The 24,470-nt window shown below is 73.8% G+C and carries 30 protein-coding genes; 11 read left to right on the forward strand and 19 right to left on the reverse strand.

From position 1 onward, the window contains the following. Positions 1–18: 18 nt before the first annotated feature. The 4 genes from ACGFSC_RS12660 to ACGFSC_RS12675 all read right to left on the reverse strand — a co-directional run bounded on the left by ACGFSC_RS12660 (position 19) and on the right by ACGFSC_RS12675 (position 5,148). Entirely contained in the window at positions 19–3,663 is a 3,645-nt protein-coding gene (locus ACGFSC_RS12660; protein ID WP_359906627.1) for a serine protease, read from the reverse strand. Between the two features lie 84 nt (positions 3,664–3,747). After that, the gene (locus ACGFSC_RS12665) at positions 3,748–4,050 is read right to left on the reverse strand and encodes a trypco2 family protein (RefSeq protein ID WP_359906629.1); all 303 of its coding nucleotides are present in this window, start codon (positions 4,048–4,050) and stop codon (positions 3,748–3,750) included. Between the two features lie 203 nt (positions 4,051–4,253). After that, positions 4,254–4,640 (reverse strand): DoxX family protein, encoded by a 387-nt coding sequence (locus ACGFSC_RS12670; RefSeq protein ID WP_359906631.1) that lies wholly within the window; start codon positions 4,638–4,640, stop codon positions 4,254–4,256. Positions 4,641–4,671: 31 nt separating this feature from the next. Beyond that, positions 4,672–5,148 (reverse strand): carboxymuconolactone decarboxylase family protein, encoded by a 477-nt coding sequence (locus tag ACGFSC_RS12675; protein WP_359906633.1) that lies wholly within the window; start codon positions 5,146–5,148, stop codon positions 4,672–4,674. Between the two features lie 173 nt (positions 5,149–5,321). Between ACGFSC_RS12675 and sigJ the strand changes: the two genes are divergently transcribed. Then, complete coding sequence (gene sigJ, locus ACGFSC_RS12680; protein WP_359906635.1) at positions 5,322–6,287, forward strand: RNA polymerase sigma factor SigJ; 966 nt, start codon at positions 5,322–5,324, stop codon at positions 6,285–6,287. A 66-nt stretch (positions 6,288–6,353) separates the two neighbouring features. Here sigJ and ACGFSC_RS12685 read toward each other — a convergent pair whose 3' ends face one another. Further along, positions 6,354–6,743, reverse strand: a complete 390-nt coding sequence (locus ACGFSC_RS12685) for a hypothetical protein (protein WP_359906637.1) — start codon at positions 6,741–6,743, stop codon at positions 6,354–6,356. Between the two features lie 197 nt (positions 6,744–6,940). On the opposite strand from ACGFSC_RS12685, the gene ACGFSC_RS12690 reads away from it, so the two are divergent. Next, positions 6,941–7,129: a hypothetical protein gene (locus ACGFSC_RS12690; protein WP_359906639.1), complete on the forward strand. Its 189-nt coding sequence runs from the start codon at positions 6,941–6,943 to the stop codon at positions 7,127–7,129. Here the strand turns inward: ACGFSC_RS12690 and ACGFSC_RS12695 are convergent. The 5 genes from ACGFSC_RS12695 to ACGFSC_RS12715 form a co-directional block, all read right to left on the reverse strand. Continuing rightward, positions 7,092–7,703 (reverse strand): DUF2306 domain-containing protein, encoded by a 612-nt coding sequence (locus ACGFSC_RS12695; protein WP_359906641.1) that lies wholly within the window; start codon positions 7,701–7,703, stop codon positions 7,092–7,094. The two genes, ACGFSC_RS12690 and ACGFSC_RS12695, sit on opposite strands and share 38 nt — an antisense overlap. A gap of 131 nt (positions 7,704–7,834) precedes the next feature. Then, positions 7,835–8,188, reverse strand: a complete 354-nt coding sequence (locus ACGFSC_RS12700; protein WP_359906643.1) for a VOC family protein — start codon at positions 8,186–8,188, stop codon at positions 7,835–7,837. 332 nt (positions 8,189–8,520) lie between these two features. Then, the gene (locus ACGFSC_RS12705; protein ID WP_359913034.1) at positions 8,521–8,988 is read right to left on the reverse strand and encodes an NUDIX hydrolase; all 468 of its coding nucleotides are present in this window, start codon (positions 8,986–8,988) and stop codon (positions 8,521–8,523) included. Positions 8,989–9,024: 36 nt separating this feature from the next. Continuing rightward, positions 9,025–9,270: a hypothetical protein gene (locus ACGFSC_RS12710; protein WP_359913031.1), complete on the reverse strand. Its 246-nt coding sequence runs from the start codon at positions 9,268–9,270 to the stop codon at positions 9,025–9,027. Position 9,271: 1 nt separating this feature from the next. Beyond that, positions 9,272–9,472 (reverse strand): hypothetical protein, encoded by a 201-nt coding sequence (locus ACGFSC_RS12715; RefSeq protein WP_359913028.1) that lies wholly within the window; start codon positions 9,470–9,472, stop codon positions 9,272–9,274. Positions 9,473–9,590: 118 nt separating this feature from the next. Between ACGFSC_RS12715 and ACGFSC_RS12720 the strand changes: the two genes are divergently transcribed. The 4 genes from ACGFSC_RS12720 to ACGFSC_RS12735 all read left to right on the forward strand — a co-directional run bounded on the left by ACGFSC_RS12720 (position 9,591) and on the right by ACGFSC_RS12735 (position 11,383). Further along, a complete protein-coding gene (locus ACGFSC_RS12720; protein ID WP_359913025.1) occupies positions 9,591–10,433 on the forward strand; it encodes a helix-turn-helix transcriptional regulator in 843 nt (280 codons plus the stop codon). Further along, positions 10,418–10,624, forward strand: coding sequence for a DUF397 domain-containing protein (locus ACGFSC_RS12725; RefSeq protein ID WP_359913022.1), 207 nt, complete (start codon positions 10,418–10,420; stop codon positions 10,622–10,624). The genes ACGFSC_RS12720 and ACGFSC_RS12725 overlap by 16 nt, the downstream gene beginning before the upstream one ends. A gap of 193 nt (positions 10,625–10,817) precedes the next feature. Further along, positions 10,818–11,066, forward strand: coding sequence for a hypothetical protein (locus ACGFSC_RS12730; RefSeq protein ID WP_359913019.1), 249 nt, complete (start codon positions 10,818–10,820; stop codon positions 11,064–11,066). Positions 11,067–11,179: 113 nt separating this feature from the next. Further along, positions 11,180–11,383 (forward strand): DUF397 domain-containing protein, encoded by a 204-nt coding sequence (locus tag ACGFSC_RS12735; RefSeq protein WP_359913018.1) that lies wholly within the window; start codon positions 11,180–11,182, stop codon positions 11,381–11,383. A gap of 59 nt (positions 11,384–11,442) precedes the next feature. Here ACGFSC_RS12735 and ACGFSC_RS12740 read toward each other — a convergent pair whose 3' ends face one another. Then, the gene (locus ACGFSC_RS12740) at positions 11,443–12,405 is read right to left on the reverse strand and encodes a phosphatidylinositol-specific phospholipase C (protein WP_359913017.1); all 963 of its coding nucleotides are present in this window, start codon (positions 12,403–12,405) and stop codon (positions 11,443–11,445) included. Positions 12,406–12,602: 197 nt separating this feature from the next. On the opposite strand from ACGFSC_RS12740, the gene ACGFSC_RS12745 reads away from it, so the two are divergent. Continuing rightward, positions 12,603–13,118 carry a DinB family protein gene (locus ACGFSC_RS12745; RefSeq protein WP_359913014.1) on the forward strand — a complete coding sequence of 172 codons (516 nt, stop codon included), beginning with the start codon at positions 12,603–12,605 and terminating at the stop codon, positions 13,116–13,118. 180 nt (positions 13,119–13,298) lie between these two features. Beyond that, a complete protein-coding gene (gene zapE, locus ACGFSC_RS12750; protein ID WP_359913012.1) occupies positions 13,299–14,375 on the forward strand; it encodes a cell division protein ZapE in 1,077 nt (358 codons plus the stop codon). Between the two features lie 9 nt (positions 14,376–14,384). Here zapE and ACGFSC_RS12755 read toward each other — a convergent pair whose 3' ends face one another. The 5 genes from ACGFSC_RS12755 to ACGFSC_RS12775 all read right to left on the reverse strand — a co-directional run bounded on the left by ACGFSC_RS12755 (position 14,385) and on the right by ACGFSC_RS12775 (position 19,986). After that, a complete protein-coding gene (locus ACGFSC_RS12755; protein ID WP_359913009.1) occupies positions 14,385–16,007 on the reverse strand; it encodes a serine hydrolase in 1,623 nt (540 codons plus the stop codon). Between the two features lie 205 nt (positions 16,008–16,212). After that, on the reverse strand, positions 16,213–16,890 hold the full coding sequence (locus ACGFSC_RS12760; RefSeq protein ID WP_359913007.1) for a GNAT family N-acetyltransferase: 678 nt from the start codon (positions 16,888–16,890) through the stop codon (positions 16,213–16,215). 155 nt (positions 16,891–17,045) lie between these two features. Continuing rightward, positions 17,046–17,546, reverse strand: a complete 501-nt coding sequence (locus ACGFSC_RS12765; RefSeq protein WP_359913003.1) for a peptidylprolyl isomerase — start codon at positions 17,544–17,546, stop codon at positions 17,046–17,048. An 86-nt stretch (positions 17,547–17,632) separates the two neighbouring features. Continuing rightward, on the reverse strand, positions 17,633–18,739 hold the full coding sequence (locus tag ACGFSC_RS12770) for a hypothetical protein (RefSeq protein ID WP_359913001.1): 1,107 nt from the start codon (positions 18,737–18,739) through the stop codon (positions 17,633–17,635). Positions 18,740–19,002: 263 nt separating this feature from the next. Next, positions 19,003–19,986, reverse strand: coding sequence for a helix-turn-helix domain-containing protein (locus tag ACGFSC_RS12775; RefSeq protein ID WP_359912998.1), 984 nt, complete (start codon positions 19,984–19,986; stop codon positions 19,003–19,005). A gap of 71 nt (positions 19,987–20,057) precedes the next feature. On the opposite strand from ACGFSC_RS12775, the gene ACGFSC_RS12780 reads away from it, so the two are divergent. Next, a complete protein-coding gene (locus tag ACGFSC_RS12780) occupies positions 20,058–20,393 on the forward strand; it encodes a cupin domain-containing protein (protein ID WP_359912995.1) in 336 nt (111 codons plus the stop codon). A 55-nt stretch (positions 20,394–20,448) separates the two neighbouring features. On the opposite strand, the gene ACGFSC_RS12785 is transcribed toward ACGFSC_RS12780, so the two are convergent. From ACGFSC_RS12785 to ACGFSC_RS12795, 3 genes are all read right to left on the reverse strand, one after another. After that, positions 20,449–20,703, reverse strand: coding sequence for an acyl carrier protein (locus ACGFSC_RS12785; RefSeq protein WP_359912992.1), 255 nt, complete (start codon positions 20,701–20,703; stop codon positions 20,449–20,451). 202 nt (positions 20,704–20,905) lie between these two features. Continuing rightward, entirely contained in the window at positions 20,906–21,394 is a 489-nt protein-coding gene (locus ACGFSC_RS12790) for an SRPBCC family protein (RefSeq protein WP_359912989.1), read from the reverse strand. Positions 21,395–21,510: 116 nt separating this feature from the next. Next, a complete protein-coding gene (locus ACGFSC_RS12795) occupies positions 21,511–22,116 on the reverse strand; it encodes a putative glycolipid-binding domain-containing protein (protein ID WP_359912986.1) in 606 nt (201 codons plus the stop codon). Positions 22,117–22,278: 162 nt separating this feature from the next. Between ACGFSC_RS12795 and ACGFSC_RS12800 the strand changes: the two genes are divergently transcribed. Both ACGFSC_RS12800 and ACGFSC_RS12805 read left to right on the forward strand, forming a co-directional pair. Beyond that, positions 22,279–23,715, forward strand: coding sequence for an ATP-grasp domain-containing protein (locus ACGFSC_RS12800; protein ID WP_359912983.1), 1,437 nt, complete (start codon positions 22,279–22,281; stop codon positions 23,713–23,715). 8 nt (positions 23,716–23,723) lie between these two features. After that, positions 23,724–24,320, forward strand: coding sequence for a GNAT family N-acetyltransferase (locus tag ACGFSC_RS12805; protein WP_359912980.1), 597 nt, complete (start codon positions 23,724–23,726; stop codon positions 24,318–24,320). The last annotated feature ends 150 nt before the right edge of the window (positions 24,321–24,470 follow it).

Genomic DNA, 24,470 nt, shown 5'->3' on the forward strand with positions numbered 1-24,470 from the left:
GGGCCTGGTGTCCTGCGCTCAGGCCCCGGCCGGGCCGCGTCCGGCCAGCCGTGCGCGCAGGCGCTCCGCCGGCAGGGCGTCCGGGTACGCCAGGAGTGCCTCCCGGGCCCTGCGGAGAGCCTCCTGCTCGATCCCGGCCGGCAGGTCGTCGCGCTCCAGCAGGTGCAGCAGGACGAAGGGGGCCCTCGGCGTCGAGCCGCGCCTGGCCAGCCAGTCCGTCGTGTGCCGCAGGAGCAGGGACAGCTGGGCCGGGGAGAGGTCCCGCCGTTCCAGCAGGGCGCAGAGGATCTCCCGGGTCTTGTTGCTGAAGTTCGCCGAGAGCCGCTCCAGTCCCAGCGCCACCGCCCGGGAGGCCTGTTCGGGGGTCAGGTCCGACCGCCTCAGGAGCGGGCACAGGAACGGCCGCTGGAAGTGGAAGGTGGTGTGGGCGGCGCACAGGTCGATCGCGAGGTCGATCCCGAACCGGGCCTGGTCGGGCCGCAGTCCGGTGCGGCGGCCGAGGAGCGAGCCGAGGAGGGCCGGCTGGGCGGGGTCGGCGCGGAGCTCCGCCACCACCAGATCGGCCACCTCGGTCAGCTGCTCTCCGGTCAGCTCCCTCCGCCACAGCAGGGCCTGGAGGACGCGCCGGCGGTCGGCGGAGGTCTCGTTCAGCTCCAGCCACCGGAACGCCCGGGAGATGAGGGGGCGGGCCTCCTCGGGAGTCAGCGGGCGTTCGAGCAGTCGTTGCAGCGCGACGGCCGCCGCCGGGTCGGCGGGATCGCCGGCCAGCTGGTGCAGCAGTCCGGTGCCCGCGCCGGTGCCTTCGCCGGTGCCGGTGCCTTCGCTGGCCAGCAGGACGCGCAGGACGTGGCTGCGGTGCGGGCTGGCGGGATGGAGCCTGCTCCAGACCTCGACGTAGCGGGTCACCCTCCGCGCCCGGTCGGGGGTGAGATCGTGGCACTCCAGGACGACGCGGAGCACCGCGCCCGCGGTGGGGACCTCGGCATGGTGCTCCGCCAGCCAGTCGAGGCCCCGTTCGAGCGCCGCGCGCTCCTCGGGCGCCGTCAGCGCGGGGTGGCTCAGGAGCGTGCGCAGGAGCGACGCGGCCCGCAGGGTGCCGGCGGCGTCCCGGTGGTCGGCGAACCAGGCGAGGGTGCGGCGCACGGCCTCCTCCCGCTGCTCCCCCACCGGGTTCCCGTACGTCAGCAGGTGCTGCAGGACGGCGGCGCTCGCCTCGGACGGGCGGCGCGGGCTCAGCCAGTCGAAGGCGCACTGGACCACCCGGCCGCGGGTGGGTGCGTCGTGGTCCCGCTTGAGCAGCTGTTTGAGGACCAGCGGGGCGGAGCGCCAGCCGGCGTGTCCGCGGACCCACTCCAGGGCGTGGTCCACGGCCAGCCGCTCCTGGCCGCAGGAGAGGTCGTCCCGTTCCAGGAGCGCCTGGATGACGTGGTCGGCGTCGGTCTGCCCGGCCCGCCGGGACAGCCAGGACAGCGAGGCCGAGATCAGCGGCTGCGGCACGTTCTGCGGATCGCCGAGCGCCGCCGAGAGGAACGGCCGTGCGGCGTGGTCGAGTTCGGCCCGGGTCAGCCAGGGGCGGACCAGTGCGTCCCAGGTCTCCAGGGCCGCGGACTTCCAGGGCGGGTCGAGGGTCATGGCGAGCAGCGCCTGCTCGCCGTCCCTGCCCGCGTGCTCCAGCAGCTGTCCCAGCCTGACGGCGTTGCGGGTGGCCCAGTCCCGGCAGAAGCGCTCCAGTGCGCCGGCCCGGTGGCCCGTTCCCGGCCCGTCCAGGTCGGAGGCCAGCCGCTGCAGATGGCCGGTGAACAGGGCGAACGAGCGGGAGTGCCGGGACGTGGCGTCGAACAGCGTTTCGGCGGATGCGCCGTGGATGCTCCAGCCCGGTGGCGGCAGGAGGGAGTGCAGGACCAGTTCGTCCGTCACGATGTCGTGGACGACGTGGAGTTCGCCCTCGGACTCGTCCATCCACCCCAGCGAGACCAGGGTGTCGGTGACGTGCCGTCCGCCCATGACGCCCGCGGCGGTGGAGGGGTGGGCGTCGAGCAGCGCGTCGAGTGCCTCCTCCACGGCCGGGCGGGGCTGCGGGCAGATGCTGACCGCCGTGGCGAAGGCCAGGTGGGCGAGGTCGGGCAGGGCGGTGGCCAGCGGGCCGGTCGCGTCCCCGGTGCCGACGGGGGTCAGCGAGTCCTGCCGGATTCCCTCCCGGATCCAGCTGACCAGTTCACCGGGGCGCACCCGCGCGAGGTCCGGGGCGAGGTGGCCGGCGCGGATCCGGCGTTCGAGGGCGTCGGCGATGAGCAGGGCGATGACCGGACGGCGCCCGCAGGCCCGGGCGAGTTCCTCCTCCCCCCACCGCTGGAGCGCCTGCGGGGCGACTTCACGGAGGATGTGGGTGATCACCGTGGTCCGGTGGTCCTCGTCCTGGCGCAGCAGGACCTCGTCGAAGAGGAGCCCGGCACCGCGCTGGTGGAGCCGGTGGCGTGCTCCCGGACGGGTCGAGGCGAGCACCGCGACGTGGACGCCGCACCGTTTGGCCTCGGGCAGCAGGGCGTCGACGAGTGCCCGCGGGTCCAGCTGGGCGCAGGTGTCGAGGGAGTCGAGGACGAGCAGGACCCGGGGCCGCTCGGCCTCGCGCACGACCTGCGAGAGGTCGTCCACCGTCACGGAGTTGTTCGCCTGGAGGTGGAGGACCTGCCAGCCGTCGAGATGGGCGGCCCGCGCGACCTCGAAGCAGGTCCGGGTCTTTCCCGCGCCGGCCGGTCCGACCAGGAGGACACCTCGCGGGTCCGGTGTCGAGAGACGGCGCAGCAGGTTCCGCGGCTGGGCCTCGTGGAGGGGGCCGGGGCTGACGAAGGAGAGGCGGTCGTCCACGAGGCGGGTCTCGCGTCCGTGCAGTCCCCGGACGACCTCGTCGTGGCTGTGGATCTCCCGCAGGCGTTGCGCGGACTCCTCGCGGTCGGTCACCGCGACCGGGTCCGGGTCGACGTCGTGGGCGCGCAGGTAGCGGACGAAGCGGGGGTCCTCGGACAGCCCCTGGAAGCCGGTGGCCGTCAGGCTCGCGGTCCCCCCGCGGGTGTGGTGGCTGCTGCACACGCCCAGCAGTACGTCGTCGCGGGTGAACACGCCGGCGCCGGAGAAGCCCGTCCACGGTGATGCCGGGCCGGGCCGGTCGGTGGGCGCCGCCGGGGGCGTCGCGGGGGGCGGGGAGGTCAGTGACAGTTCCAGGTCGGCGCGGCCCAGGAAGGAGCCGAGCAGCACGTCGCCGTCGATCTGCCGGGTGGTCGGCCGCATCCGGTCGATGGCGAAGTCCGGGAAGCCGACCGCGGTGAACGCGATGCGGCCGAGCCGGGTGGGCGCGACGCCGAGCCGGATCGGCGGCAGGTCGCCGTGGTCCTCGGCCAGGACCAGCAGGGCCAGGTCGAGGGAGGGGTCCTGGTGGCTCACCACCAGGTCGACGGCGACGGGCTTGCCGCTCCCCCCGGCCGTTCCGGCCGCCGGACGGACCTCGTAGGCGTAGCGGTCGGCGTCCTCGAAGGCGTGGCGCACGGAGAGTGCGAGACCGCTCGTGAGCAGGAAGCCCGAGGCATGGAACAGGGAGTGGCCGGTCGTCCGGTCCCGTCGGGCGACCATGACCACCCTGTCCAGCATGCCGTTCGGGCCGCGCCGCATGCCCTGTCCCCCACCCGCCGTTCGGACCGTTCCGCAAAGCCTCCCCGGTGGCGGCTACCGCCGTCCGCCGGGCCCCGCCCGGCGTCAGTCGGGCAGCAGGATCCCGGCCTCGGAGTTGGTCAGCACCGCACCGCCCTGCTCGGTCTCCGCCGTCAGCTCCAGCGACACCGTGTGCGTGGCGGTCCTGGCGCCGGCGGCCTTGGCCCCGCCGGAGACCACCCAGAACTTGACCCCGCCCTCGACCTCGGCCGAGGCGGTGACGGCGACCTCGACATCGAGCTTGACGGAGTTGACGCGCAGCCGCACCGGCGAGCCCTCGCCGTCGGCCATCGCGGTGGCGAGCTCCTGCCGAAGCGCCCGGATGGTGTCCGCGAGCCCGATCTCCATACCCGTCCCCCTTCGGCCCGCTCCCCGTACACCGGGTGCGGCCACGAGATGATCATCAGTGGGACATGGTAGGCCACCGGCACCCGCCCGGTCCGGGCGACCGGTGAACGGCCGCCGGGGCCGCCCGGCGGCGCGGCGCCGCGCCCTCGCGGCGGCCGTACCGTCGAGCGGCCCCGGTCCTCCCACCGGACCTTCCCGGCAGGTCAGTTGAGGAAGGACTCGGGCCCGAGGCGGCCCCAGGCGACGAAGGCGGCCAGCAGGATGTAGACCGCGTCCACCGCCACCAGCCGGTACTCCCGACGGCGCACCCGCACGGCCGCCGCACCGGCCATCAGCAGCACCAGTCCGACGGCCGCCAGCGGCACGAACACCGGCGCGATGCCGAGCACGGCGGGCAGGACCAGCCCGGCCGCCGCCAGCACCTCGACCGCGCCGATGGCCTTCACCCCTCCCTCGGTGAAGTCCTCCACCCAGCGGCCGGCGGCCCCGGTGGCGGCGATCCTCTCCTTCGGCGCGAGCATCTTGAACGCGCCGCCCACCAGGTAGACGGCGGCCAGCAGCCCGGCGACGATCCACAGCGCGACGTTCACGGCGTCCCCCTCTCCTCGTGCCCCGGGCCGGTCAGTGCTGGTACATGCCGACCTCGTAGCCGCCGCCGGGCTGGCGGAGCATCACATTGGCCCGGTTGAAGGCGTTGATGATCGCGATCACGCAGACCAGCGCGGCGAGCTGCTCCTCGTCGTAGTGCTTGGCGGCGTTCGCCCACACCTCGTCGCTCACCCCGCCCGCCGCGTCCGCGAGCCGGGTGCCCTCCTCGGCGAGTTCCAGCGCGGCGCGCTCGGCGTCGGTGAACACGGTGGCCTCCCGCCAGGCGGCGACCAGGTTGAGGCGCACCGGGTCCTCCCCGGCGTGCACGGCCTCCTTGAAGTGCATGTCGATGCAGGCGCCGCAGCCGTTGATCTGGCTGGCGCGCAGCCGCACCAGCTCCTGGACGGTGTACGGCAGGCTCGACTCGGCGACGGGCTTGTTGGCGGCGATCAGGTGCTTGAAGACCTTGCCCATGACGGGGCTGGCGAAGGGGTTCAGGCGGGGTTCCATGGTGTGCTCCTCGGTCGGTGGTCCCGTTGCTGCCCTTGAAGACAGGACAGCCCGCCGTTTTGTGACGTCCCCGCGCCGCCCGCCCGCCGTGACCTGCGCCACACCACCCGCCCGCGGTCCGCGGCGGGCCTCGGGTAGCCTGCTGGCCACGATCGGGACAGGGGGCGTCCGGGGTGAGTTCGACGGATGTGGCGGGCGCGGCCGGGTACCGGCCGCTGCTGTTCTCCATCGCCTACGGGATGACGGGTTCGGTCGGCGACGCCGAGGACCTCGTCCAGGACACCTTCCTCGGCCTCGCCCGTGCCGACCGGGCCGGCACCGCGATCGCCGACCCGAAGGCGTACCTGACCACGACCGTCACCCGTCTGGGCATCAACCACCTGAGGTCCGCGCGGGTGCGGCGCGAGACCTATGTCGGCGAGTGGCTGCCCGAGCCGGTCGTGACCACCACCGGGCGCCCCGGCCCGGCCGAGCACGCCGAGCTGGCGGACACCCTGTCGATGGCGTTCCTGGTGCTGCTGGAGGCCCTCTCCCCCGTCGAGCGCGCGGTGTTCACGCTGCGCGAGGCGTTCGGGTACGGCTACCCGGAGGTGGCGGAGACGGTCGGCCGGAGCGAGGCGAACTGCCGGCAGATCCTCTCCCGCGCCCGCAAGCGCCTGGCCGCGGCCGAGGACGGCCCCGTCCTGCCGGCCCCGGCCCACCGCGCGCAGGGCGAGGAGCTGGCCCGCCGCTTCTTCGAGGCCGCCGAGGGCGGGGACCTGGACGCGCTGCTCGGCATGCTCGCCCCCGACGTGGTGGTCCGGGGCGACGGCGGCGGCAAGGCCCGCGCGCTGGCACGCTCGGTCACCGAGCCGCTCCGCGTCGCCCGGCTGCTCGTCGGCGGCCTGCGCCGCGTCCTGCTCCTGGGCGCGCGCCTCGTCCCGGCCCGGGTCAACGGCCGCCCGGGCGCGGTGGTGTACGACGCCGAGCAGCGCGTGGCCGGCGTCATCGTGCTGGACATCGACGCCGACGGCGCGGTGCGGGCCGTCCACTCCGTGTCCAACCCGGACAAGCTCGGCCACCTCGGGCCGGTCTCCGACCTCGGGCTGCGGCCGGCGCCGAAGCGACCCTCCGACGAGGTCGCCCCGCCGGGGCAATGAGCCCGGTGCGCGGGACATGCGGCGGCCCGGGCCCGAACGCCGGACCCGGGCCGTTCACCCCGAGGGTCAGGGGACGGTGCAGACGGCGGTCGCCAGGATCGACTCCGTCGCGGTACCGGTGTTGGTGCCGCGCACGACCCAGGAGCTGCCGCTCGGGTAGGAGTCGGTGAAGAAGATCCGGAAGGCGCTGGTCTGGCCGCCACCACCGGTGGGCACCTGGCCGGACGGGCAGGTCACGGTGGCGAACCCGTTGCCGCCCGGGGCCACGTCGACGAAGTCGCCGAAGACCTGGTTGTGCGCGGACAGCAGCGCGGGGTCGGCGGCGGCCTCGTCGTGGGGCACCACGACGCCCGGCTTGCCGGCGGGCTTGCCGTCGGCGAAGGCGACGGCGGCACTCGCGGCCAGGACGCTGAAGGCGGTCAGGGCGGTCAGGACGAGGGGCTTCGTACGGGCCACGGCGGCCTCCTGGGGTGTGGGGTCGGGCTGTGTCGACGGCGGGCCGTTCCCCGCCTCGACCCCGATCCGTACCCGAACCACCCTGGTCCGCCGCCGGGGAAGGCATCCGCTACCCGGGCGGAGGAACCCCGCTGCCCGGCCGGGCTAACGGGGGCCGCACTCCCCGGTTCGGTCAACGACGGTCCAGCGGCGGAAACATGAGCAGCCGTCACCTCGGCCGGTTCCGCCAGTTCGATGCCTCGGCCCGCGTCATCGGCCGGCGCCACGCCCTGCGCATCGTCCGCACCCCGGGCCGCACCCCCACCGCTGACGTCCGCGCCCACGTCCGCGCCCGGGTCCGGGCACCGGTCACGCCGGCGCCCCGGCGGCGGGGCGGCGGCGGGTGAACCAGCAGGCCAGCAGCAGGTTGGGCACCCAGCACAGCCAGGCGATGGCGGTGTAGGAGGTGCGGAAGTCCAGGTGCGCGGCCATGGCGACGGTCAGCATGAGCCGCAGGGTGACGGCGGCGAAGGTGAGCGCGAAGCTGCGGACCATCCAGCGGCGGTGGTCGACCACCCGCCCGTCGAGGATCGCCCGCAGCCCGGCGCCGCCGGTCACCAGCCAGGCGACGGCCAGGCAGGCGAAGCCGGTCCCGGAGACCGCGCCGCCGAACGCGACGGGCGCCATCAGCAGCGCGCCCGCCCCGCCGACCAGGCAGCCGATCAGGTAGGTGACGCCGATGCGGCGGTGCAGGCGCGGGCGGCGGTTCCGCAGGCGGCGGGAGAACTGCCACGGCCCCACCAGCAGAGCGGTGAGCGCGCCGAATATGTGGATGTAGAGCGGCACTTCGTGACTCAGGTAGGTGGCGCGCTGCTGCTCGATGAAGACCGCCGGATCGAAGCTGAGGTACTTGGCGGAGACGGCGACGATGAGGGTGGAGAGCACCGTCATGACGGCCCAGCCGGCCCGTGTGATGCGCATGCACCCGAGTCTCGGGCCCGACGGCCGGGTCCGGCATCGGGGTTGTCCCCGAGAAAGCACCCTCAGAGAACCCTCATCTCCGGTGCCGGGATGGGGAGATGATCACCCCGGCCCGCCGCGGCTCGGCCCGGTCAGGCGGGCTGCCAGAGCTCGATCCGGTTGCCCTCGGGGTCGGTGACCCAGCCGAACCGGCCGACGCCCGCCATGTCCTGGGTCTCCTCGGCCACGTCCGCCCCCCGGGCACGCAGTTGGGCGAGCATCGCGTCCAGGTCGCGGACGCGGAAGTTGAGCATGGTCCGCTGGGTGCGGGAGCCGAAGTAGTCGGTCCCGGACTCGAAGGCCGCGAAGACCGTCGGCCCGGGCTCCTGGCGCCACAGGCCGTGTTCGTCGGCGTCCAGCCCCAGGCAGTCGCGGTACCAGGCGCCCAGCGCCGCGGGGTCGGCGGCCCGCAGGAAGTACCCGCCGATGCCCACTACTCGTTCCATGCCGCCATCCTGCCACCACGGTGGTCGGCGGGCCCGGCACGACCCTCCCTCCTCGTCTTCGGGTGATCTTGGTCGGGTGTCGGCGCGGCGTCCGGACGGGCACGGCGCGCGGTCCGGTATGCATGTCCCGGGCCGGGGATCGTGGGCGGATCATGCTCCCGTCATCCCGCCAACTCCATGCCACCCGAGACGATTTGATCACTATGAAGCTGGTACGACGAATCGCCGCCACCGTCGCGGCGGACGCCTGTCGCCGCGCCCCGAGGGACTGACGGAACCGCCCCGGCCCGGCGCGGGGAGCCCGCGCCGGGCCGGGGCGTGTCCGCGTGCCGTCACGCGGCGCGCTGGCCGAGCAGGAGGGCGGGCAGGGAGCGGCCGGCGAGGGCCTCGGCGGCGCGGGCGGCCTGGGAGGGGGCCATGAAGTCCGGGAGGCTGCGGGCGGGGACGAAGCGGGCGCCGAACAGGCCGCTCCTGCGCTGCGCGGGGACGGTGATGAGGGTGCCGTCGGGGACGGTACCGCCGTCGAACACCAGGGTGAGACGCTCCAAGTGGCGGTCGGCGGGGGTGAAGTCGACGGCGAGGACGTCGGTGAGGCGGACGATCAGACCGGTCTCGGCGTGCAGGTGGCGGGCGGCGGCCAGGTGCGGGGGCTCGTTGGGCTTTGCGGAGCCGCCCGGAAGGATCATGCCGTCCATGTAGTCGGGGTCGACCAGCAGGACGTCGCCGCGCTGGTTGCGGACGAGGACGAGGCAGCCGAGCCGGCAGACGGGGGGCTTGGCCAGCAGGCGGGGGTCTTGCATGGGGGGAGGTCGCTTTCTCGACGCGGTGGGGGACGTTCAGTCGTCGTGGGTGAGGCGTTCGTAGCGCAGACCCTTGCGCAGCAGGTCGACCATGCGCAGGAGGTCGAGCGGGCGCGCGGTGAGGCGCAGCAGGTAGCTGCACGTCAGGCGGCCGTCCGCCCAGTCGACTTCGAGCGTGGGGAGCTTGACGCCGCCGAGGGCGAGGACGGTGGCGAGGTCGTCGAGGACGTCGGCGGCCTGCCGGCGCTGCTCGGCGGTCGCACGGGAGAGGGTGGAGGACATCTCACTTCTCCCCGGGCCGCTTGTGGACCTCGAAGGCGCGCCAGGCACTGTACGCGTCCCCGAAGAAGGTGAAGGCCGCGAGTTCGCCGCTGGCGCCGCGGAGCCACTCCCCGGTGAGCTCGTTGCGGACCCGGTAGCGGTCGGCCTCGGCGTCCCAGCGGACGCCGTAGCCGTGGAGGCGAGGGAGTTGGTCGTGGTGCATGAGAAGGGAACCCTCTGCGATCGGAGTTTCACGTTCTGTGTACATGGTGGCCCGCCGACGCCTACGATCGGAAGCGCAAACAACTTGACTGCGGCGCAAGCGTGGATTTGGAGCAGCCATGGTGAACATCAAGGAGATTGACCCGGAGTCCGGCCCCTGGGCCCCCTTCGCCATCCAACTCCGCAACTCACGCAAGGCAAAGGGGCTCCTGCAGCACCAGCTCGCCCGCAAGTGCGGAGTCAGCTCGTCTTACGTCTCGTTCGTTGAACTTGCGCGCCGACCGCCGAGTAAGAAGTTTGCTACCAAGGCCGACGAAGTCCTGGAGACGGGCGGGACTTTGATGCTGATGTACTTCCAGGCCAAGCACACGGCCTTGGTTCCGGGCTTCCCTGAGTACGCCAACTACGAGGCGAGCGCGGAGAAGATCAAGCTCTTCGAGATCAACGTCATCCCTGGGCTGCTGCAGACCCGGCCGTACGCAGTCGCCTGGGAGCAGGGAAATCTCCGGCGAGGCACCGTCACGCAGGAGCAGGCCCATGAGCGAATCGAATTTCTGCTTGCCCGACAGCACATCTACAACCGCACACCACCGCCGCTCCTGCACGCGGTGATCGATGAAAGCTGCCTCAGGCGACCCATCGGCGGCCGGAACGTCATGGTCGAACAGCTGATCCACCTCGAAGAAATGGCTGCTCAACCCAACATCATCCTCCAGGTGGCGCCGTACTCGCTGGGCGAGAACAGGCCGTTCACCCGGCTGGTGCACCTCCTTACCATGCCCGACCGCAAAAAGCTTGCTTACGGTGAGACTGAGCAGCGCGGCTACCTCGATCGGGATTCCGACGCGATCACGGCACTTGGCAACGACTACGATCGGCTCGTGGTGGAGGCCTTGGGCCAGACCGAATCGGTAGCCATGATCCGTGCGGTACGGAGGGACTTTGAATGGATGTCGACCTGACTAGCGCCCGCTGGCGGAAGAGTTCACACAGCGGCAGCGGCGGTACGTGCGTGGAGGTCGCCGACGGCTTCACCGGCGTCATGCCCGTACGCGACTCCAAGGACCCCTCCGGCCCGGCCCTCCTCTTCCCCACCCCCGCCTGGCAGGCCTTCGTCACCGCCGTCCGCACCGGCGAGTTCGACACCCACTGACCACAGCCACCATCGGCCCCGCCGCCCCATACTCGGGGCGGCGGGGCCGAGGTGTGCGCAACTGCGCAGCGGGCGGCTCTTTTCTGCCAAATTGGTCTCTACCATTGCCCCGAATCCGGGATTCCGGAAGGCTCGCCGCCGAGCACCGGGAAGCGGACTCCGGTGTTCTCCCTTGAGCGAGGAAGACACCGACATGGCACTTCGCAAGGCGGTTACCAGCATGGCCCTGGCCGGACTGTTCTCGGTGGCGGGCGGCCTGATGGTCGCCCCCGCTGCCCAGGCGTCCACCACGAGGACGACCGGTTACACCTACATCGGCATGTACCCGAGCGGCGCCGCGTGCGACGCGGCCGGCAAGGCCTACGTGGCCCGCGGGGAGGCGGTCAACTACTTCTGCGACGTCGCCCCGACCACCGCCCGCCTCTCCGTCTGGTTCTACTAGAAACCACCGGGTGACCATCTGAGGGGCGGGAAGCCGGGCGGCATGGCCGGCTTCCCGCCCTTCTCCCCTACCCTGGTCACCAGTTGGCGGGCACGACCCCAGGAGGGCGCGCGATGGACACCACCCACATCACCACCTGGCGGAAGAGCTCGTACAGCGGTGGCGGCGGCGCATGCGTCGAGGTTGCCGACGGCTTCGCCGGCGTCATGCCCGTACGCGACTCCAAGGACCCCTCCGGCCCGGCCCTCCTCTTCCCCACCCCCGCCTGGCAGGCCTTCGTCACCGCCGTCCGCACCGGCGAGTTCGACACCCACTGACCACAGCCACCATCGGCCCCGCCACCCCATGCTCGGGGCGGCGGGGCCGGTGGCTGTGGTCAGAGTCCGAAGTTCCAGTCGACGATCATCTGCAGCAGGTCCTTGCGCTCGTCCACGAAGTCCATCGCGATCACGCCGTAGTGGGCGCGCTGGGAGATGCGCGGCGTCAGGTAGTCCTGGATGGAGGGATTGACGACCTTGGCGATCTGGTACGGGGTGTCCGGGAAGCTGCTGGAGCTGGCGAAGTGGAGGTACAGCTTGCCGTCGTTCTGGCCGTAGAACGCCGTGTCCAGCCCTTCCCTGACCCGCTGGACCTTGCGGCTGGGCCCGTCGCTCCACGCGTCCTGCAGCCAGATCCGGGAACTGTCCCCCCACTGCAGCGGGTCGTAGCGCCCGTCGCCCCAGGTGAAGTCCGACATGATGGGGACGATCTTGCCGCGCACCTGCCCGAGCGTGGGCAGTCCGCCGGGCAGTGATCCGGCCTTGGGGAGCCAGAACCAGGGCCGGTAGTTGCCCTTCCCGTCGTAGCCGTCCATGTAGTAGTTGAAGATCTCGCTGAAGCGGTAGTCCTGCCCCTCGGTGTACTCCTTCTTGACCCGCATGATGATCGTCTCGCGGGGGTTCGCCTTCAGGAAGTCGATGCAGAGGTTCAGCACGTCACCGAAGTTGATTTTCTGGTAGATCTTGTCGTGGTGGATGGTGAAGACGTCGCCCGCCACCCGGCACCGGATGTCGAGGAAGCGCACGCCCGCCTGGAGCTGCTGGTTGATGCGCCACTCCTGGCACTGGGCGAAGCCGAAGGCGCCGCCGTCGTAGAGCGCGCAGGTCTCGTGGGTTCCGGGGATCGTCAGCTGCGACAGCTTCACGTTGTCGCCCAGCAGCGACATCCACTTGTCGGTGGGGCGGTGGACGAGGCGGTCCGGCGCGGCGACGGCCGACGCGCCCGAGCCGGCGATGCCCAGGGCCCCGGTCGTGGCCGCGAGCGCTGCGCCCCTGAGAAGGGTCCTACGGTTGATCGACATGCAAGAAGCCTCCGGACTCGGGGCCCCGATGGTGATCGGGCGTGAACGTTCTCCTTTCCGACTCCAACGGGCCTCCGTCCGAGGCCGGTTCATCGTCCGCGAACCGAACGTCCGCCACCCGCACCGCGGCCGCGCCGGCGGGCGGCACGCGGAAAACCCGGTGCACCCGGCGCGACACCTCGGTAGCCTGCACCGCCATGGCATCGGAACTGGAACGCCCCCCACTCCAGGCGGACGAACGCACCGCGCTCATCGGCTGGTTGGACCTGCAGCGGAAGATCCTGCGCTGGAAGTGCGAGGGGCTGGACGAACGGGACGCGCACCGGGCGGTCGTCCCGACCTCGCCGGCCATGACGATGGCCGGCCTCATCTCGCACATGCGCTGGACCGAGCACCTCTGGCTGGAGGTGATGTTCCTCGGCGGTGACGAGAAGCAGAACCCGTCCTTCGACGAGTCCACCGAGGACGCCGACTGGCACACCGACGACCGCCCCCTCGCCGACCTGCTCGCGGAGTACGAGGCCCAGTGCGCCCGCAGCAACGAGATCGTCGCGGCGGCCTCCCTGGACGACGTCGGCCGCAAGCCCGGCTTCCGCGCCGGCGGCGCCAACCTGCGCTGGATGCTGATCCACCTCGTCGAGGAGACCGGCCGCCACGCGGGGCACGCCGACATCGTCCGCGAGCTCCTCGACGGCTCGAAGGGCTACTACTAGCGGTTCCACCGGACTTCACCGCTTCCGCCGGCCGGCGGCCCGGGAGCGGGAGGTCCGGCCGGGCGGGTGCGGGACGCTCCGTCAGGTCCCGTCCCGCGCCGGACCGGCCGTGAAGGGGCCCGTGACCGGGCAACTCCCGCTGATCCGGACGCCGATGACGCCCTGCTAGGGTCCCGACCCGTGACGGACAGGGTGCAGAAGCAGTACGAGGCGATGCGCGGGCACTTCCACCGGGCCGCCGGGCAGCGCGGGTTCACGCTCGACCCCGCCCAGGAGCTCCCGGTCGAGCGGCTCAGCCGGCTGGCCGGCGAGCTCGCCCACCCGGCCTGGCGGCTGCGCCGCGGTCCGCGGCACCTCTACCTCTGGGGCCCGGTCGGCCGCGGCAAGAGCTGGCTGGTGGACACCTTCCTCGACGGGCTGGCGACCCCGCGCAAGCGGCGGCTGCACTTCCACGACTTCTTCCGCCGGCTGCACGAGGGCGTCGCCCACCACGCCGGGAGTCGCGGCGCGGACGGCGCGGCCGTGGACCGGGCCGTGGACGAGCTGCTCGGCGACTGCCGGGTCCTGGTCTTCGACGAGTTCCACGCCCACGACGCGGGTGACGCGATGCTGGTGGCCCGTCTGCTGCACACCCTGCTGGAGCGGCGGATCACCCTGGTCACCACGTCCAACTACCCGCCCGCCGGGCTGATGCCCGACCCGCTGTACCACCACCTCTTCGAACCGACGATCAGGCTGATCGAGGAGCGGATGGACGTGGTCGACGTCTGCGGGCAGGTCGACTTCCGGCGCCTGCCCGGGTCGGAGCGCGCCCACGGGTTCGGCCTCGGTGCCCGGCTCCGCCCCGGCGACGAGGCCGCGGCCGGCCTCACGGCGCCCCGGCCCGAGGAAGCGGGTCCGGTGGCCGCCCACCACCGCGAGCTGCCGGCCCGGGCGGTCCGCGAGGACCACGTGTGGTTCGGTTTCCCGGAGCTGTGCGAGGGCCTCACCTCCGTCGCGGACTACCTCGCCCTCGCCGACCGCTTCCCCACCGTCGTCCTCGACGGCGTCCCGCCGCTCACCGATGCCTCCCCCGACGGCCGCCGGCGCTTCGCCAACCTGGTCGACGTCTGCTGCGACCGCGACGTCCGCCTGGTCCTGATCGGCGCCGACCCGCTCGCCGGCCTGCCCGCCGGGTCCGCCCTCATGCGCGACCTCGACCGCACCGCCAGCCGTCTCGCCCTCCTGCGGCACCCGGCCCCGCAGGCAGGGGTTTGACGACGGACCCTAGCTTCGGGTGAAGGTCCCGAGGCCCTCGTGGTCGAGCTGTTCGACCACCACCGTGGAGGCCCGGCCGTCGGCGCCCACGCCGAACGTCACCCCGGACAGGCCGACGGCGTTCTCCCCGCGGGTGCGGAAGCTGAACACGTCCCCGGCGTAGTGCTGGAGCGGGAACTGCAGGTCGTCCGGGCCCAGGCTCATCACCAGGGCGCCGCCGTTGCCGGTGGTCACGGTCAGCGGGCCGTAGTAGCCGTTGGCGTACGTGCCGACGTAGGCCGCGTCGGGCTTGGCGGGGGCGGCGTCGGCCGGGGGCTTGGTGTAGTCGGTGGGCGAGACGCCGGTCAGCGCGGCGGCGGGGACGACCTTGCCGAAGAAGGCGAGCCAGTCGACGGTCTCGTGGCCCTCCTCGGCGAGGTCGAAGAACTCCTCGGCCACCGCCTCGGGCAGGCCGACCGGTTGGCCGTTGGTCAGCACCACGATCCCCAACTGCTCGGAGGGCAGCAGGGTGACCACGGTGGCGGCTCCCAGTTCGAAGGCGCCGGAGTGGTTGAGCCGCAGCCGGCCGCCGTTGTCGCGGCCGACGTTCCAGCCCAGGCCGTACTGGCCGGGGTTGCCGTCGGGTGCGGACGGCGGGTTGGAGAGGCTGTGCGGCAGCCAGGTCTCGCCCAGGGCGGCGGTGTCGACGATCTGCTTGCCCTCGAAGGAGCCGTCGGCGAGCTGCAGCCGCATCCAGCGGGCGAGGTCCTGCACGGTGGAGCTGACGCCGCCGGCCGGGGACTGCGGGTCGGCGTTCTCGGTGGTGCTGACCTGCCAGCCGCCGCCGTCGCCGGTGCGCACGTGCGGCACGGCCTTGTCGGCCGCGTTGTCGTAGGCGGAGCGCAGGGAGCTCGTGGAGGTCATGCCGAGCGGCTTGTAGAGGGTGTCGGCGGCCAGGGTCTCCCAGGCGGTGCCCCTGGTCCTGGCGACGGCGACGGCCGCCTCGGTGAGGCCGTAGTTGGTGTAGGCGTAGGTGGCGCGGAAGGGGGCCAGGGGCTGGTCGCGCAGGTGCTGGAGGATGTAGTCGCGCTGGTAGCCGAGGTCCTGGAGGAGGTCGCCGGCGTGGTCGGGCAGGCCGCTGCGGTGGGAGAAGAGGTCGGCGAGCGTCACGTGGCGGCCGACCCAGGGGTCGGCGAGGGTGAAGCCGGGGTCGTGGGCGATGACGGGGTCGTCCCAGGCGACCGCCTTCTGGCCGACGGCCGTGGCGACGACGGTGGAGGAGATCGGCTTGGAGACGGAGGCGAGCTGGAAGACGGTGTCGGGGTCGACGGTGTCCGGCTTGCCGAGCTCGCGGACGCCGAAGCCCTTGGCGTGGACGACCTTGTCCTTGTGGACGACGGCCAGGGCCAGGCCCGGCACGCCGGTCCTGCGCAGGGCGTCCTGGACGTAGGCGTCGATCCGGTCGACGGCGAAGGCCACCTGCTGGTCGCTCAGCTGCGGTGAGGGCTGCGGCGGCGCGGTGGGCACGGCGCCGGAGGAGCCGGGGGCGGCCTCGGGGTCGGAGGCGGCGGAGGTGCACCCGGCGAGCAGCAGGCCGGCCAGCAGGGGCGCGGCGATGCGGTGTCCCGGCCTGGCGGCGGTGCGGCGGTGCATGCGGGTCCTCCCTCGTCCGGGCGGCACGGGCCGTGCGCCTCATCGCGTGAGTACGTGAGTATTCGACGGCCCGGCGCGGCCCGGGCGGGCGCCGCGCACCGCCGTGGGCGCATTCACCCGTGCGGCGGCGGGCAGGGGTCGGGGCGGCCCGCCGGGGCCGCCCCGGGCGGCGCGGAGCGGGAAGCCGGCCGGGCCGACTTCCCGCTCACCCGGGGCCGGGGCGGCCCTCGCCGCCGTCGCCCGGCAGGCCGAACAGCGGCCGGCAGGGCGTCAGCCCGTCGACCGTGACGGGCATCTCGCACCGCGCCTGCCAGCGCTCCCGGGTCAGCCTCAGCCGGCGCTCCGTCACCGCCCGGCCGCGGACCACGTGGCGGGCGATGCCGTCGGGTTCGTAGCCGTGCCTGCGGGAGACGGCGTACGAGGAGGGGTTGTCCTCGAAGGCGCCCGACCTGGCCCCGGTCGCGTCCAGGCCCGCGAAGGCCAGGTGCAGGACGGCGGCTCGCATCTCGGTGCCGATGCCTCGCCCCTGGTGGCGGGCGCCGAGCCAGGAGGCGGTGGTGGCCTCCCGCAGGACGGCGAAGTCGCGGGCGGCGAGGACCTGCAGGCCGACGACCCGGCCGTCCTCGAAGACGGCCAGGTTCAGTGCCCAGTCCTGCGGGGACCACGTGCCCAGGCGCAGCCAGTGGTGCTGCACCACCGAGCGTGCCCGTTCCCGCGGGGGCAGATCGGTCCACGGCACGATGAAGGGCATGCGGTCCGGGTCGTGGACGCCTTCGGCCGCGAGGTCAGCGAGGGCGGCGAGTTCGTCGTCGTCGGGCAGGCGCAGTTCGAGGCGGCGTGTGCGCAGCCGCAGGCTCCGCAGGGGCCAGTGGTCGGTCGGCATGGGTCATTGTCGGAGGCGGCCGGGGCCGCGGTCATCCGGTTTTCGGCCCCGGGGCGGGGTCGTTCGCACGGGAAGTCGGCCGGGCCGGCTTCCCGTGCGCACGCCCGCTCCCCCGCCCCTGGGCGACGTCCCCGCCCCTGGCCGACGACCCCGCCCTACTCGACGACCTCGGCCTTCTCGATGACCACGTCCTCCTTGGGGACGTCCTGGTGGCCGCTCCTGGAGCCGGTGGGCACGGTCTTGACGGCGTCCACGACGTCCTGGCCCTCGACCACCTCGCCGAAGACGGCGTAGCCCCAGCCCTGGGCGTTCTTGCCGCTGTGGTCGAGGAAGTCGTTGTCGGCGACGTTGATGAAGAACTGGGCGGTGGCCGAGTGCGGGTCCCCGGTGCGGGCCATCGCGACGGTGTACCGCGTGTTCTTCAGGCCGTTGTCGGCCTCGTTCTGGATGGGGGCGCGGGTCTTCTTCTGCTTCATGCCGGGCTCCATCCCGCCGCCCTGGACCATGAAGCCGTTGATGACCCGGTGGAAGACCGTCCCGTCGTAGAAGCCGTCCCGGACGTACTGGAGGAAGTTCTCCACCGTCGCCGGGGCCTTCTCCGCGTCGAGGCGCAGGACGATGTCGCCGTGGTTGGTGCTCAGTTTGACCTTCGACACGATGACCTCACTGTACGGGTTGCGGCGGCTACGGATTGCTCACGCGCATTGTGACAGGAGGGACGGCCGGGCACCGTCGAGGCGCCTCAGTTGGCGAGGGTGAAGTCGCCGCCGACGGGGGCGGCGAGCTTGTCGATGCCGGTGAGGGCGGTGAGGGTGGGCACCGGGGTGCTGCTGTCGGCGGTGGTGCCGTCGCCGAGCTGGCCGGAGCCGTTGCTGCCCCAGGAGTGCACGGTGCTGGTCCCGGACAGGGCCACGGTGTGCTCCCGGCCGCCGGCCACCAGCCGTACGCCGCTCAGGCCGGGGACGGTGACGGGGGTGACGCGGAAGACGGTGGTGCCGTCGCCGAGCTGGCCGGCGGTGTTCTGGCCCCAGGCCTTGAGGCGGTGGTCGGTGTCGACGACGGCCATGCTGTGGTTGCAGCCGGCCGCGATCCGGGTGACCCCGCCGGTCCAGGCCCCGTGGGTGGTGACGGGGGTGTAGCGGTTGATGGTGGTGTTGTCGCCGAGCTGGCCGGTGGCGTTGTAGCCCCAGGCCTTCACGGCGGCGCCGGCGCCGGGCGTGCCGACCAGGACGAGGTTGTGGCTCGCGCCGGCGGCGATCCGGCTGACACCGGTCAGTCCGACGACCCGCGCGGGGAGGCCTCGGTTCGTCGAAGTCCCGTCGCCCAGCTGGCCGTTGCTGTTGTAGCCCCAGGCCCAGACGGTGCCGTCCTCGCGCAGCGCGAGGCTGTGGTGGAGGCCGGCGGCGATGGCGACGACCTTGTGGAGGCCCTCGACCCGCACCGGGACGCCGCTGTCGGCGCCGGTGCCGTTGCCGAGCTGGCCGTGGTTGTTCTGGCCCCAGGCCCAGACGGTGCCGTCGGCGAGCAGGGCGAGGCTGTGCGCGCCGCCGGCGGCGATGTCGGTGGCGTCGGTGAGACCGACCACCTGGCCGGGCGCGTTGTGGCTGAACACCGTGCCGTCGCCGAGCTGGCCCGAGCCGTTGACGCCCCAGGACTGCACCGTGCGGTCGGCCAGCAGGGCCAGCCCGTGGCCGAGGGTGGCACCGGCCCCGCCGGCGGCGATCTTCACCACGTCGGCGCTGGTCAGCCCGAGCACGGCGGTGGCCGTGGTGCGGAGGTCGGCCCAGGTGCCGTCCCCGAGCTGGCCGGAGCGGTTGTTGCCCCAGGACTTCAGGCGCTTCTCTGCCATGCGACGATGCCTCTTTACTTGTATGACAATAAGTCAAATCGTCGACATGTCAGACCTGTTGACGAGTCCACGATCATGGACCGACGCTACCCACGCGCACGTCACCGGCACGGGAAACGGCGGCGCCGGCCACTCGATCGGGTGATGGCGGGCCTCCGGCGCGGCCGCTGAGCCGTGCGTCCCGCAGCGCATGGCGCGGGACGGAGGGCTCAGCGGGCACGGAGGGCTCAGCGGGTGCGGAGGGCTCAGCGGGTGCGGAGGGCTCAGCGGGTGCGGAAGGCCTGCCGGTAGGCGCCGGGGGTGGTGCCGGTGCGGGCGCGGAAGCGGCGGCGCAGGTTGACGGCGGAGGTCAGCCCGACGCGGGCAGCGATCGCGTCGACGGGCAGGTCGGTGTCCTCCAGCAGGACGCGGGCCGCGGCCAGCCGGCGGGCGAGCAGCCAGGCGCCCGGGCTGGTGCCGAGCTGGTCGGCGAAACGCCGGGCCAGGGTGCGGGGCGAGACGCCGAGGCGGGCGGCCAGGGCCTCGACCGACAGGGGCGCGCCCAGGCGCTCGTCGGCCCAGGCGAGCAGGCCGTCCAGCGCCTGCCCCGACGGCACCGGCACCGGCACCGGCGGTGCCGGCGGCAGCAGTGACGGCGACACCGGCTGCGGCGCGCAGGGCGTGCGGTCGTCGTCGGGGTGCGGAGCCATCGCCATGTGCCGGGCCAGCGCGGCGGCGTGGGCGGCGCCGTGGTCGCGCCGGACCAGGTGCAGGCACAGGTCGAGGCCGGCGCCGGCGCCCGCGCTGGTGGCGACGTCGCCGTGGTCCACGTAGCGCCGGTGCGGCTCGACCCGGATCCGGGGGTACGCGCGGCGCAGCTGGTCGGCGCGGGCCCGGTGGGTGGTGGCGGTGCGGCCGTCGAGCAGTCCGGTGCGGGCCAGGGCGAACACTCCGGAGCAGATGGCGGCCAGCCGGGCCCCGCGGGCGTGCGCCCGCAGCAGGGCGCGGCGCACGGGGTCGGTGAGGGGTTCGTCCACGGGCAGCCAGCCGGGGACGATCACGGTGTCGGCGGTGTCGAGCGCGTCGAGGCCGTGCGGCACGGACATGGTGTAGCCGCCGGTGGTGGGCACCGGGCCGGGGACCTGCGTGCAGGTGGCGAAGGTGTAGTGCTGCGGCAGGCCGGGTCTCAGTGTGCCGAAGACCTCGGCGGCGCAGCCGAGTTCGAAGGTCGACTGGACGGGCCGGACCAGGGCCACCACGCGGTGCATGGCAGGAAAGTACCCCAGGGTGTCGCGGTGGGGCCTGTCCGGGCCGGCCGGGGCGCGGCACCGTTGCGGGCATGTACCCGGAGATCCTTGCCCAGCAGGGCTACACGTCCGTGTCCGTCGACGAGTCCCCGGTCCGCGAGCTGTTCCCCGGTGTCCGGCTGCGGGCCCTGTGGCGGGGGCCGGACGGCGCGCACGCCCATGTGCTGGAGATGGCGGCGGGCTCCCGCTGGCCGCACCGTGACGTCCACGAGCCGGGGCCGGAGGAGGTGTTCGTGGTGGCGGGCGTCTTCAACGACGGGGCGCGGGACTACCCGGCCGGTACGTTCCTGCACGCTCCGGCGGGGTCGTGGCACGTGCCGTCGACGGCCGTCGGCTGCACGCTGTTCGTGTTCTACCCGCAGGGGTAGGGCCGCGGGGGCGGGAGGCCGCCGGGGTCGGGCTTCCCGCCCCGCTCCGGGCCGGTCAGGAGCCGGGGTTCAGCGAGGCGTTGACGTCCTTGAGGAACTCGGCGACGGGGCGGCCGAGGAGGTCGGAGCTGTCGAGGGAGACGCCGTAGCGGTTCTCCAGGTCGGCGAGGACGCCCAGCACGCCCAGGGAGTCGACGCCGAGGTCGAGGAACATGCGGCCGGGGTCGGCGAGTTCCTCGGCGGTGACCTGGACGCCGGCGCGGGTCCTGACCAGGGTGGCCAGTTCCTCGTAGGTGATCTCCGTGGCCATCGGGCCCTCCGGGGGTGCGTGGGTGGCAGGGCCGACGGCGGTCGGGTCGTTCAACGGGTGGCCCTGTGCGCGCAGTTGTACGTGGTCGCGAGGCGTCCGGTCCAGCTCGTTCACTCGTACGCGTGAGGGCTTTCACGGAGACGGTCGGGACGGCCCGCCGGGCGGGGCGGGCGCCGGACCGGGCGCCCGTGGCCCGGCGGGCTCAGGCCGCGCCGAAGTGCCGTTTGGTGTCGGCGATCAGCGTCCGCTGGAAGGCCGTCCCGGGCATGTCGGTCAGTGCCGCGGGGCGGCGCAGCAGTGGGGCCGGCTCGTAGGCGAAGGTCCAGGTGAAGCGGGTGCCGCCGCCCGGGAGGGGTTCGAGGAGGTAGTCCTCGCCGAAGCGCCGGTACAGCGGCAGGGAGGCCTCGGTGACGCGGAACGCGTGCCGCGTTCCCTCCTCCCAGAGCGTGAACTCCTCGCGCAGCCGCAGCGTCCCGAGCGCGGTGATCTCCCGGGTGGTGCCGACGCCGTGCGGGGCCGGTGAGGTGTAGCGGCCGCCGGCCAGGCCCCGGCACCAGGACAGCGGTGCCGGGCCGGCGAGTCCCGCCCACACGCTCCGCGGTGCCACCGGCAGGTCCATCACGTGGCGGTGGCGGTGCGGGGCGGTGTCGAAGAAGGAGGCGTCGAAGCGCTCCAGTGCGAACCAGGGCATCGGGGCCTCCTCGTGGCGGGTCGGGGGATGCGCCCGAGCGTACCGGGCGGGGGAACCGGGCGCCCCGTCAGGTCGGGCTCCCCGTCGGGCCTGGCCGGGCCGTCGGACCGGAGCCGTCAGGCGATGCGGTGGGCCAGGCCCGGGTAGTCGGCGACCAGGCCGTCCGCGTCCAGCAGCAGGTCCGCCCGGTAGTCGCCGGAGGCGTAGCGGACGGTGGCGCCTCCGTCCTCGTGGCGGTGCAGGTGGGTGTAGGTCTGGCGGGAGGGCACGACGACCAGCTCGGGCACCCGGATCCAGGCCATCAGGAAGTGGTGTTCGCCCGGGCCGCGGTGGAGGGCGTGGCGCAGGACGGGCGGGGTGTTGGTGAGCGGGGACAGGCCGAGGTCGCAGTCGAGGGCGCCGTCGAGGTCGGGGCGCGGGGTGCCGTCGACGGTCCAGTGGCCGGTGGTCTCGTCGCGGCGCAGGTCGAGGGTGCGGACGGTGTCGGGGGTGCGGGCGGTGACGTGCATGCGGCGGGTGGTGAAGCCGTCGCCGGTGTCGAGTTCGTAGTCGAGCCAGTACGGGGCCGGTTCGGCGGCGGCGACGCGGCCGCGGGCGGTCAGGGCGGTGGGGCGCAGGTCGATCCAGGAGGTCTCCAGGCCGGCGGTCTCGGTGACCCGCCAGGTGGGTGCGGCGGTGGGTGCGGCGGGGCGGTTCGGGTCGGGGGCGGTGCGGCTGTTCATTCGTGCACGGTACTGCCGGGTGCCGACAGCGGGCCCGACGGGCCGTCAACGCGGGGGGTTCATTCGTTCGGGTGAGGGTGAGGGCGGGGCGTGCCTCGTGCGGGGCGGGGCGGGGTCCGGGGCGGCGGCGGGCCCGGTCCCGGGCTCTCCATAATCGCGTGGGTGATCACATCCTGTGACGAAGCGGTGGCCCGGTTGCGGGCCCTGCCCGGACTGTCGTGCTGTGCCCGTCCCCTGAACGTGCTGCCGCTGCTGCGCACCGGCTGCCTGTCCGCGGTGGTGAGTGTGGAGGGCCCGGACGCGGGCTGGGCGGACGAGTTCGGGGCCTCCTTCCACGCGCTGGAACCGGACCGGGGGGTGCGCGACCACACCTCGGCGGGGGCCGGGGTCCACGCGGTGCTGCGCGCGATCGCCTGCACCTCGGGCGAGGGCGAGGACGCGGGCCCGGGCGCGGGCGCGGCGGGTGGCGGCTGGCGGGGCCGGGAGCTGGCGCTGCTGCCCTACTCGGCGATGAAGGCCGAGTGGCGCACGGCACTCGGCGCGCTCGGCGCCCGCCTGCTGGAGCCGCCCTCGCACGTGGCCCTGCCGATGCTGGGCGACAAGCGGGCGCAGCGCGCGTGGCTGCGGTCGGTGGGGGCCGCGACCCCGCCGGACGCGGTGGTCCCGGCGCTCGACCACCGGGAGCTGCGCCGCCGCTTCGGTTCCCCCTACGTGGTGCAGACGCCGGTGGGCTCCAGCGGCAAGGGCACCCACCTGGTCGTCGACGAGGCGGACCTGCCCCCGATCCGCCGGGTCGGCGGCGGGCCCTGGCTGGTGAGCGGCTACGTCGAGGGCGTCGCGGTCAACCTGCACGTCCTGGTCTCGGCGGACAGCACGGTGCGGGTGCTGCGCCCGTCCGTCCAGCTGACCCGTATCGAGGGTGTCGGCGCGCCCTTCGGCGCCTACTCCGGCTGCGACTTCGCGGCCCCGGCCCTGCTGTCGCCGCTCGCCCTGGCCCGGGCCGGCGCCTCGGCGCGGCGTGTCGGCGAGGCGCTGGCCGCGCTCGGCTACCGGGGCCTGTTCGGTGCCGACTTCGTCCTGGACGGCGAGCGCCCGCTGCTGCTGGAGCTCAACTGCCGCATGCAGGGCTCGACCTGGCTGCTGGGTGAGCTCGAACTGGCCGAGCACGCGCTGCCGTCCGCGCTGCGCCACGTGCTGGAGCTCTACGGGCACGCCACCGGCGGCGAGCCGCGTACGGACGCGGCGGGCGCCGTGCAGCTGGTGGTGCGGCACACCGGAGCCCCGGTGCGGGTGGCGGCGGCGCCCGGTGGCGGTCTGCACCGGCTCAAGGACGGGCGGCTGCGGTACTGCGGCGCCGGGTTCGGCCTGCTGGAGTGCGGGCCCGACGACTGCGTGCTGCTGCAACTGCCCTCCCCCGGGACGGTGTTGCTCCCCGGGGTGCCGCTCGCCCGGGTCGTGGCCCGGCACCCGCTGACCACCCCGGACGGGACCGCGCTCACCGCGCCCGGACGGCGGCTGGTGGACGCCCTGCGCGCGGGCTTCGTCCTCGAACCCCTCGACGAACCCGTGGGATCCGCCGTCCCCTGCGCGTCGCGGTGAGGAGACCCGTGCCGAGGAGACCTGTGCCGGTGCCGGGGACGCCGGTGCCGGGGACGCCCGTGCCGCTGTACGTCCGCGCCGCGGTGCCCGCCGACCTGCCCCGGCTGGCCGCCCTGCGGGCGGAGGCGGCCGCCTGGATCGCGCTGGAGCACGGCTCGGCCCAGTGGTCGGCCCCGTACGACCCCGAGCGCGGCCTGACGCTGATCGCCCGGGGCGCGACGGTGGTCGCCGCGCTGGCGCCGCAGGGCGAGGCCGTCGCCACCGTGACGCTGCGCCCCACCGGCAGCCCCCGCCTGTGGAGCGGCGAGGAACTCGCCCGCCCGGCCCGCTACGTGAGCTCCTTCACGGTGGACCGCCGGTACGCCGGGCGCGGCATCGGCGCCCGTCTGGGCGACTGGGCCGCCTGGCGGGCCGCGCGGGCGGGCGCCGGGCTGCTGCGGGCGAACGTGTGGAGCGACAACGCCGCCCTGCACGCCTACTACCGTTCGCAGGGCTGGCGTTGGGTGCGCACGGTGGCCCACAGCCGCAGCGGCGCCCTGTTCGAACGCGTCACGAGCGCGGTGGCGCCGCCGTGGGTCCACGAGGCGGGCCGTGTGCGGGCGTGAGCGGGGCCCTGCCCGCCCGTGGCGTGCCCGCCCGTGACGGACCGCTCGTGACGGACCGCAGGGGCGCGCCGCGCGGGCCCCTGCCGGGCGCCGCGAGGTCGGGGCCGCCGCGAGGGCGGGGGCTGGGGCGGGGGCGGGGCGAGGTCGGGG

Origin of the sequence: Kitasatospora sp. NPDC048715 (assembly GCF_043198905.1) — a bacterium.
GTDB classification, from domain to species: Bacteria; Actinomycetota; Actinomycetes; order Streptomycetales; family Streptomycetaceae; genus Kitasatospora; species Kitasatospora lactacystinica.

Excerpts from the sequence above, each read along its gene's own strand:
- ACGFSC_RS12660 (WP_359906627.1), bottom strand. The coding sequence starts at position 3,663 with ATGCGGCGCGGCCCGAACGGCATGCTGGACAGGGTGGTCATGGTCGCC.
- ACGFSC_RS12665 (WP_359906629.1), bottom strand. The coding sequence starts at position 4,050 with ATGGAGATCGGGCTCGCGGACACCATCCGGGCGCTTCGGCAGGAGCTC.
- ACGFSC_RS12675 (WP_359906633.1), bottom strand. The coding sequence starts at position 5,148 with ATGGAACCCCGCCTGAACCCCTTCGCCAGCCCCGTCATGGGCAAGGTC.
- ACGFSC_RS12690 (WP_359906639.1), top strand. The coding sequence starts at position 6,941 with ATGAGCAGCCGTCACCTCGGCCGGTTCCGCCAGTTCGATGCCTCGGCC.
- ACGFSC_RS12695 (WP_359906641.1), bottom strand. The coding sequence starts at position 7,703 with ATGCGCATCACACGGGCCGGCTGGGCCGTCATGACGGTGCTCTCCACC.
- ACGFSC_RS12700 (WP_359906643.1), bottom strand. The coding sequence starts at position 8,188 with ATGGAACGAGTAGTGGGCATCGGCGGGTACTTCCTGCGGGCCGCCGAC.
- ACGFSC_RS12705 (WP_359913034.1), bottom strand. The coding sequence starts at position 8,988 with ATGCAAGACCCCCGCCTGCTGGCCAAGCCCCCCGTCTGCCGGCTCGGC.
- ACGFSC_RS12710 (WP_359913031.1), bottom strand. The coding sequence starts at position 9,270 with ATGTCCTCCACCCTCTCCCGTGCGACCGCCGAGCAGCGCCGGCAGGCC.
- ACGFSC_RS12715 (WP_359913028.1), bottom strand. The coding sequence starts at position 9,472 with ATGCACCACGACCAACTCCCTCGCCTCCACGGCTACGGCGTCCGCTGG.
- ACGFSC_RS12720 (WP_359913025.1), top strand. The coding sequence starts at position 9,591 with ATGGTGAACATCAAGGAGATTGACCCGGAGTCCGGCCCCTGGGCCCCC.
- ACGFSC_RS12725 (WP_359913022.1), top strand. The coding sequence starts at position 10,418 with ATGGATGTCGACCTGACTAGCGCCCGCTGGCGGAAGAGTTCACACAGC.
- ACGFSC_RS12730 (WP_359913019.1), top strand. The coding sequence starts at position 10,818 with ATGGCACTTCGCAAGGCGGTTACCAGCATGGCCCTGGCCGGACTGTTC.
- ACGFSC_RS12735 (WP_359913018.1), top strand. The coding sequence starts at position 11,180 with ATGGACACCACCCACATCACCACCTGGCGGAAGAGCTCGTACAGCGGT.
- ACGFSC_RS12740 (WP_359913017.1), bottom strand. The coding sequence starts at position 12,405 with ATGTCGATCAACCGTAGGACCCTTCTCAGGGGCGCAGCGCTCGCGGCC.
- ACGFSC_RS12745 (WP_359913014.1), top strand. The coding sequence starts at position 12,603 with ATGGCATCGGAACTGGAACGCCCCCCACTCCAGGCGGACGAACGCACC.
- ACGFSC_RS12755 (WP_359913009.1), bottom strand. The coding sequence starts at position 16,007 with ATGCACCGCCGCACCGCCGCCAGGCCGGGACACCGCATCGCCGCGCCC.
- ACGFSC_RS12760 (WP_359913007.1), bottom strand. The coding sequence starts at position 16,890 with ATGCCGACCGACCACTGGCCCCTGCGGAGCCTGCGGCTGCGCACACGC.
- ACGFSC_RS12770 (WP_359913001.1), bottom strand. The coding sequence starts at position 18,739 with ATGGCAGAGAAGCGCCTGAAGTCCTGGGGCAACAACCGCTCCGGCCAG.
- ACGFSC_RS12775 (WP_359912998.1), bottom strand. The coding sequence starts at position 19,986 with ATGCACCGCGTGGTGGCCCTGGTCCGGCCCGTCCAGTCGACCTTCGAA.
- ACGFSC_RS12780 (WP_359912995.1), top strand. The coding sequence starts at position 20,058 with ATGTACCCGGAGATCCTTGCCCAGCAGGGCTACACGTCCGTGTCCGTC.
- ACGFSC_RS12785 (WP_359912992.1), bottom strand. The coding sequence starts at position 20,703 with ATGGCCACGGAGATCACCTACGAGGAACTGGCCACCCTGGTCAGGACC.
- ACGFSC_RS12790 (WP_359912989.1), bottom strand. The coding sequence starts at position 21,394 with ATGCCCTGGTTCGCACTGGAGCGCTTCGACGCCTCCTTCTTCGACACC.
- ACGFSC_RS12795 (WP_359912986.1), bottom strand. The coding sequence starts at position 22,116 with ATGAACAGCCGCACCGCCCCCGACCCGAACCGCCCCGCCGCACCCACC.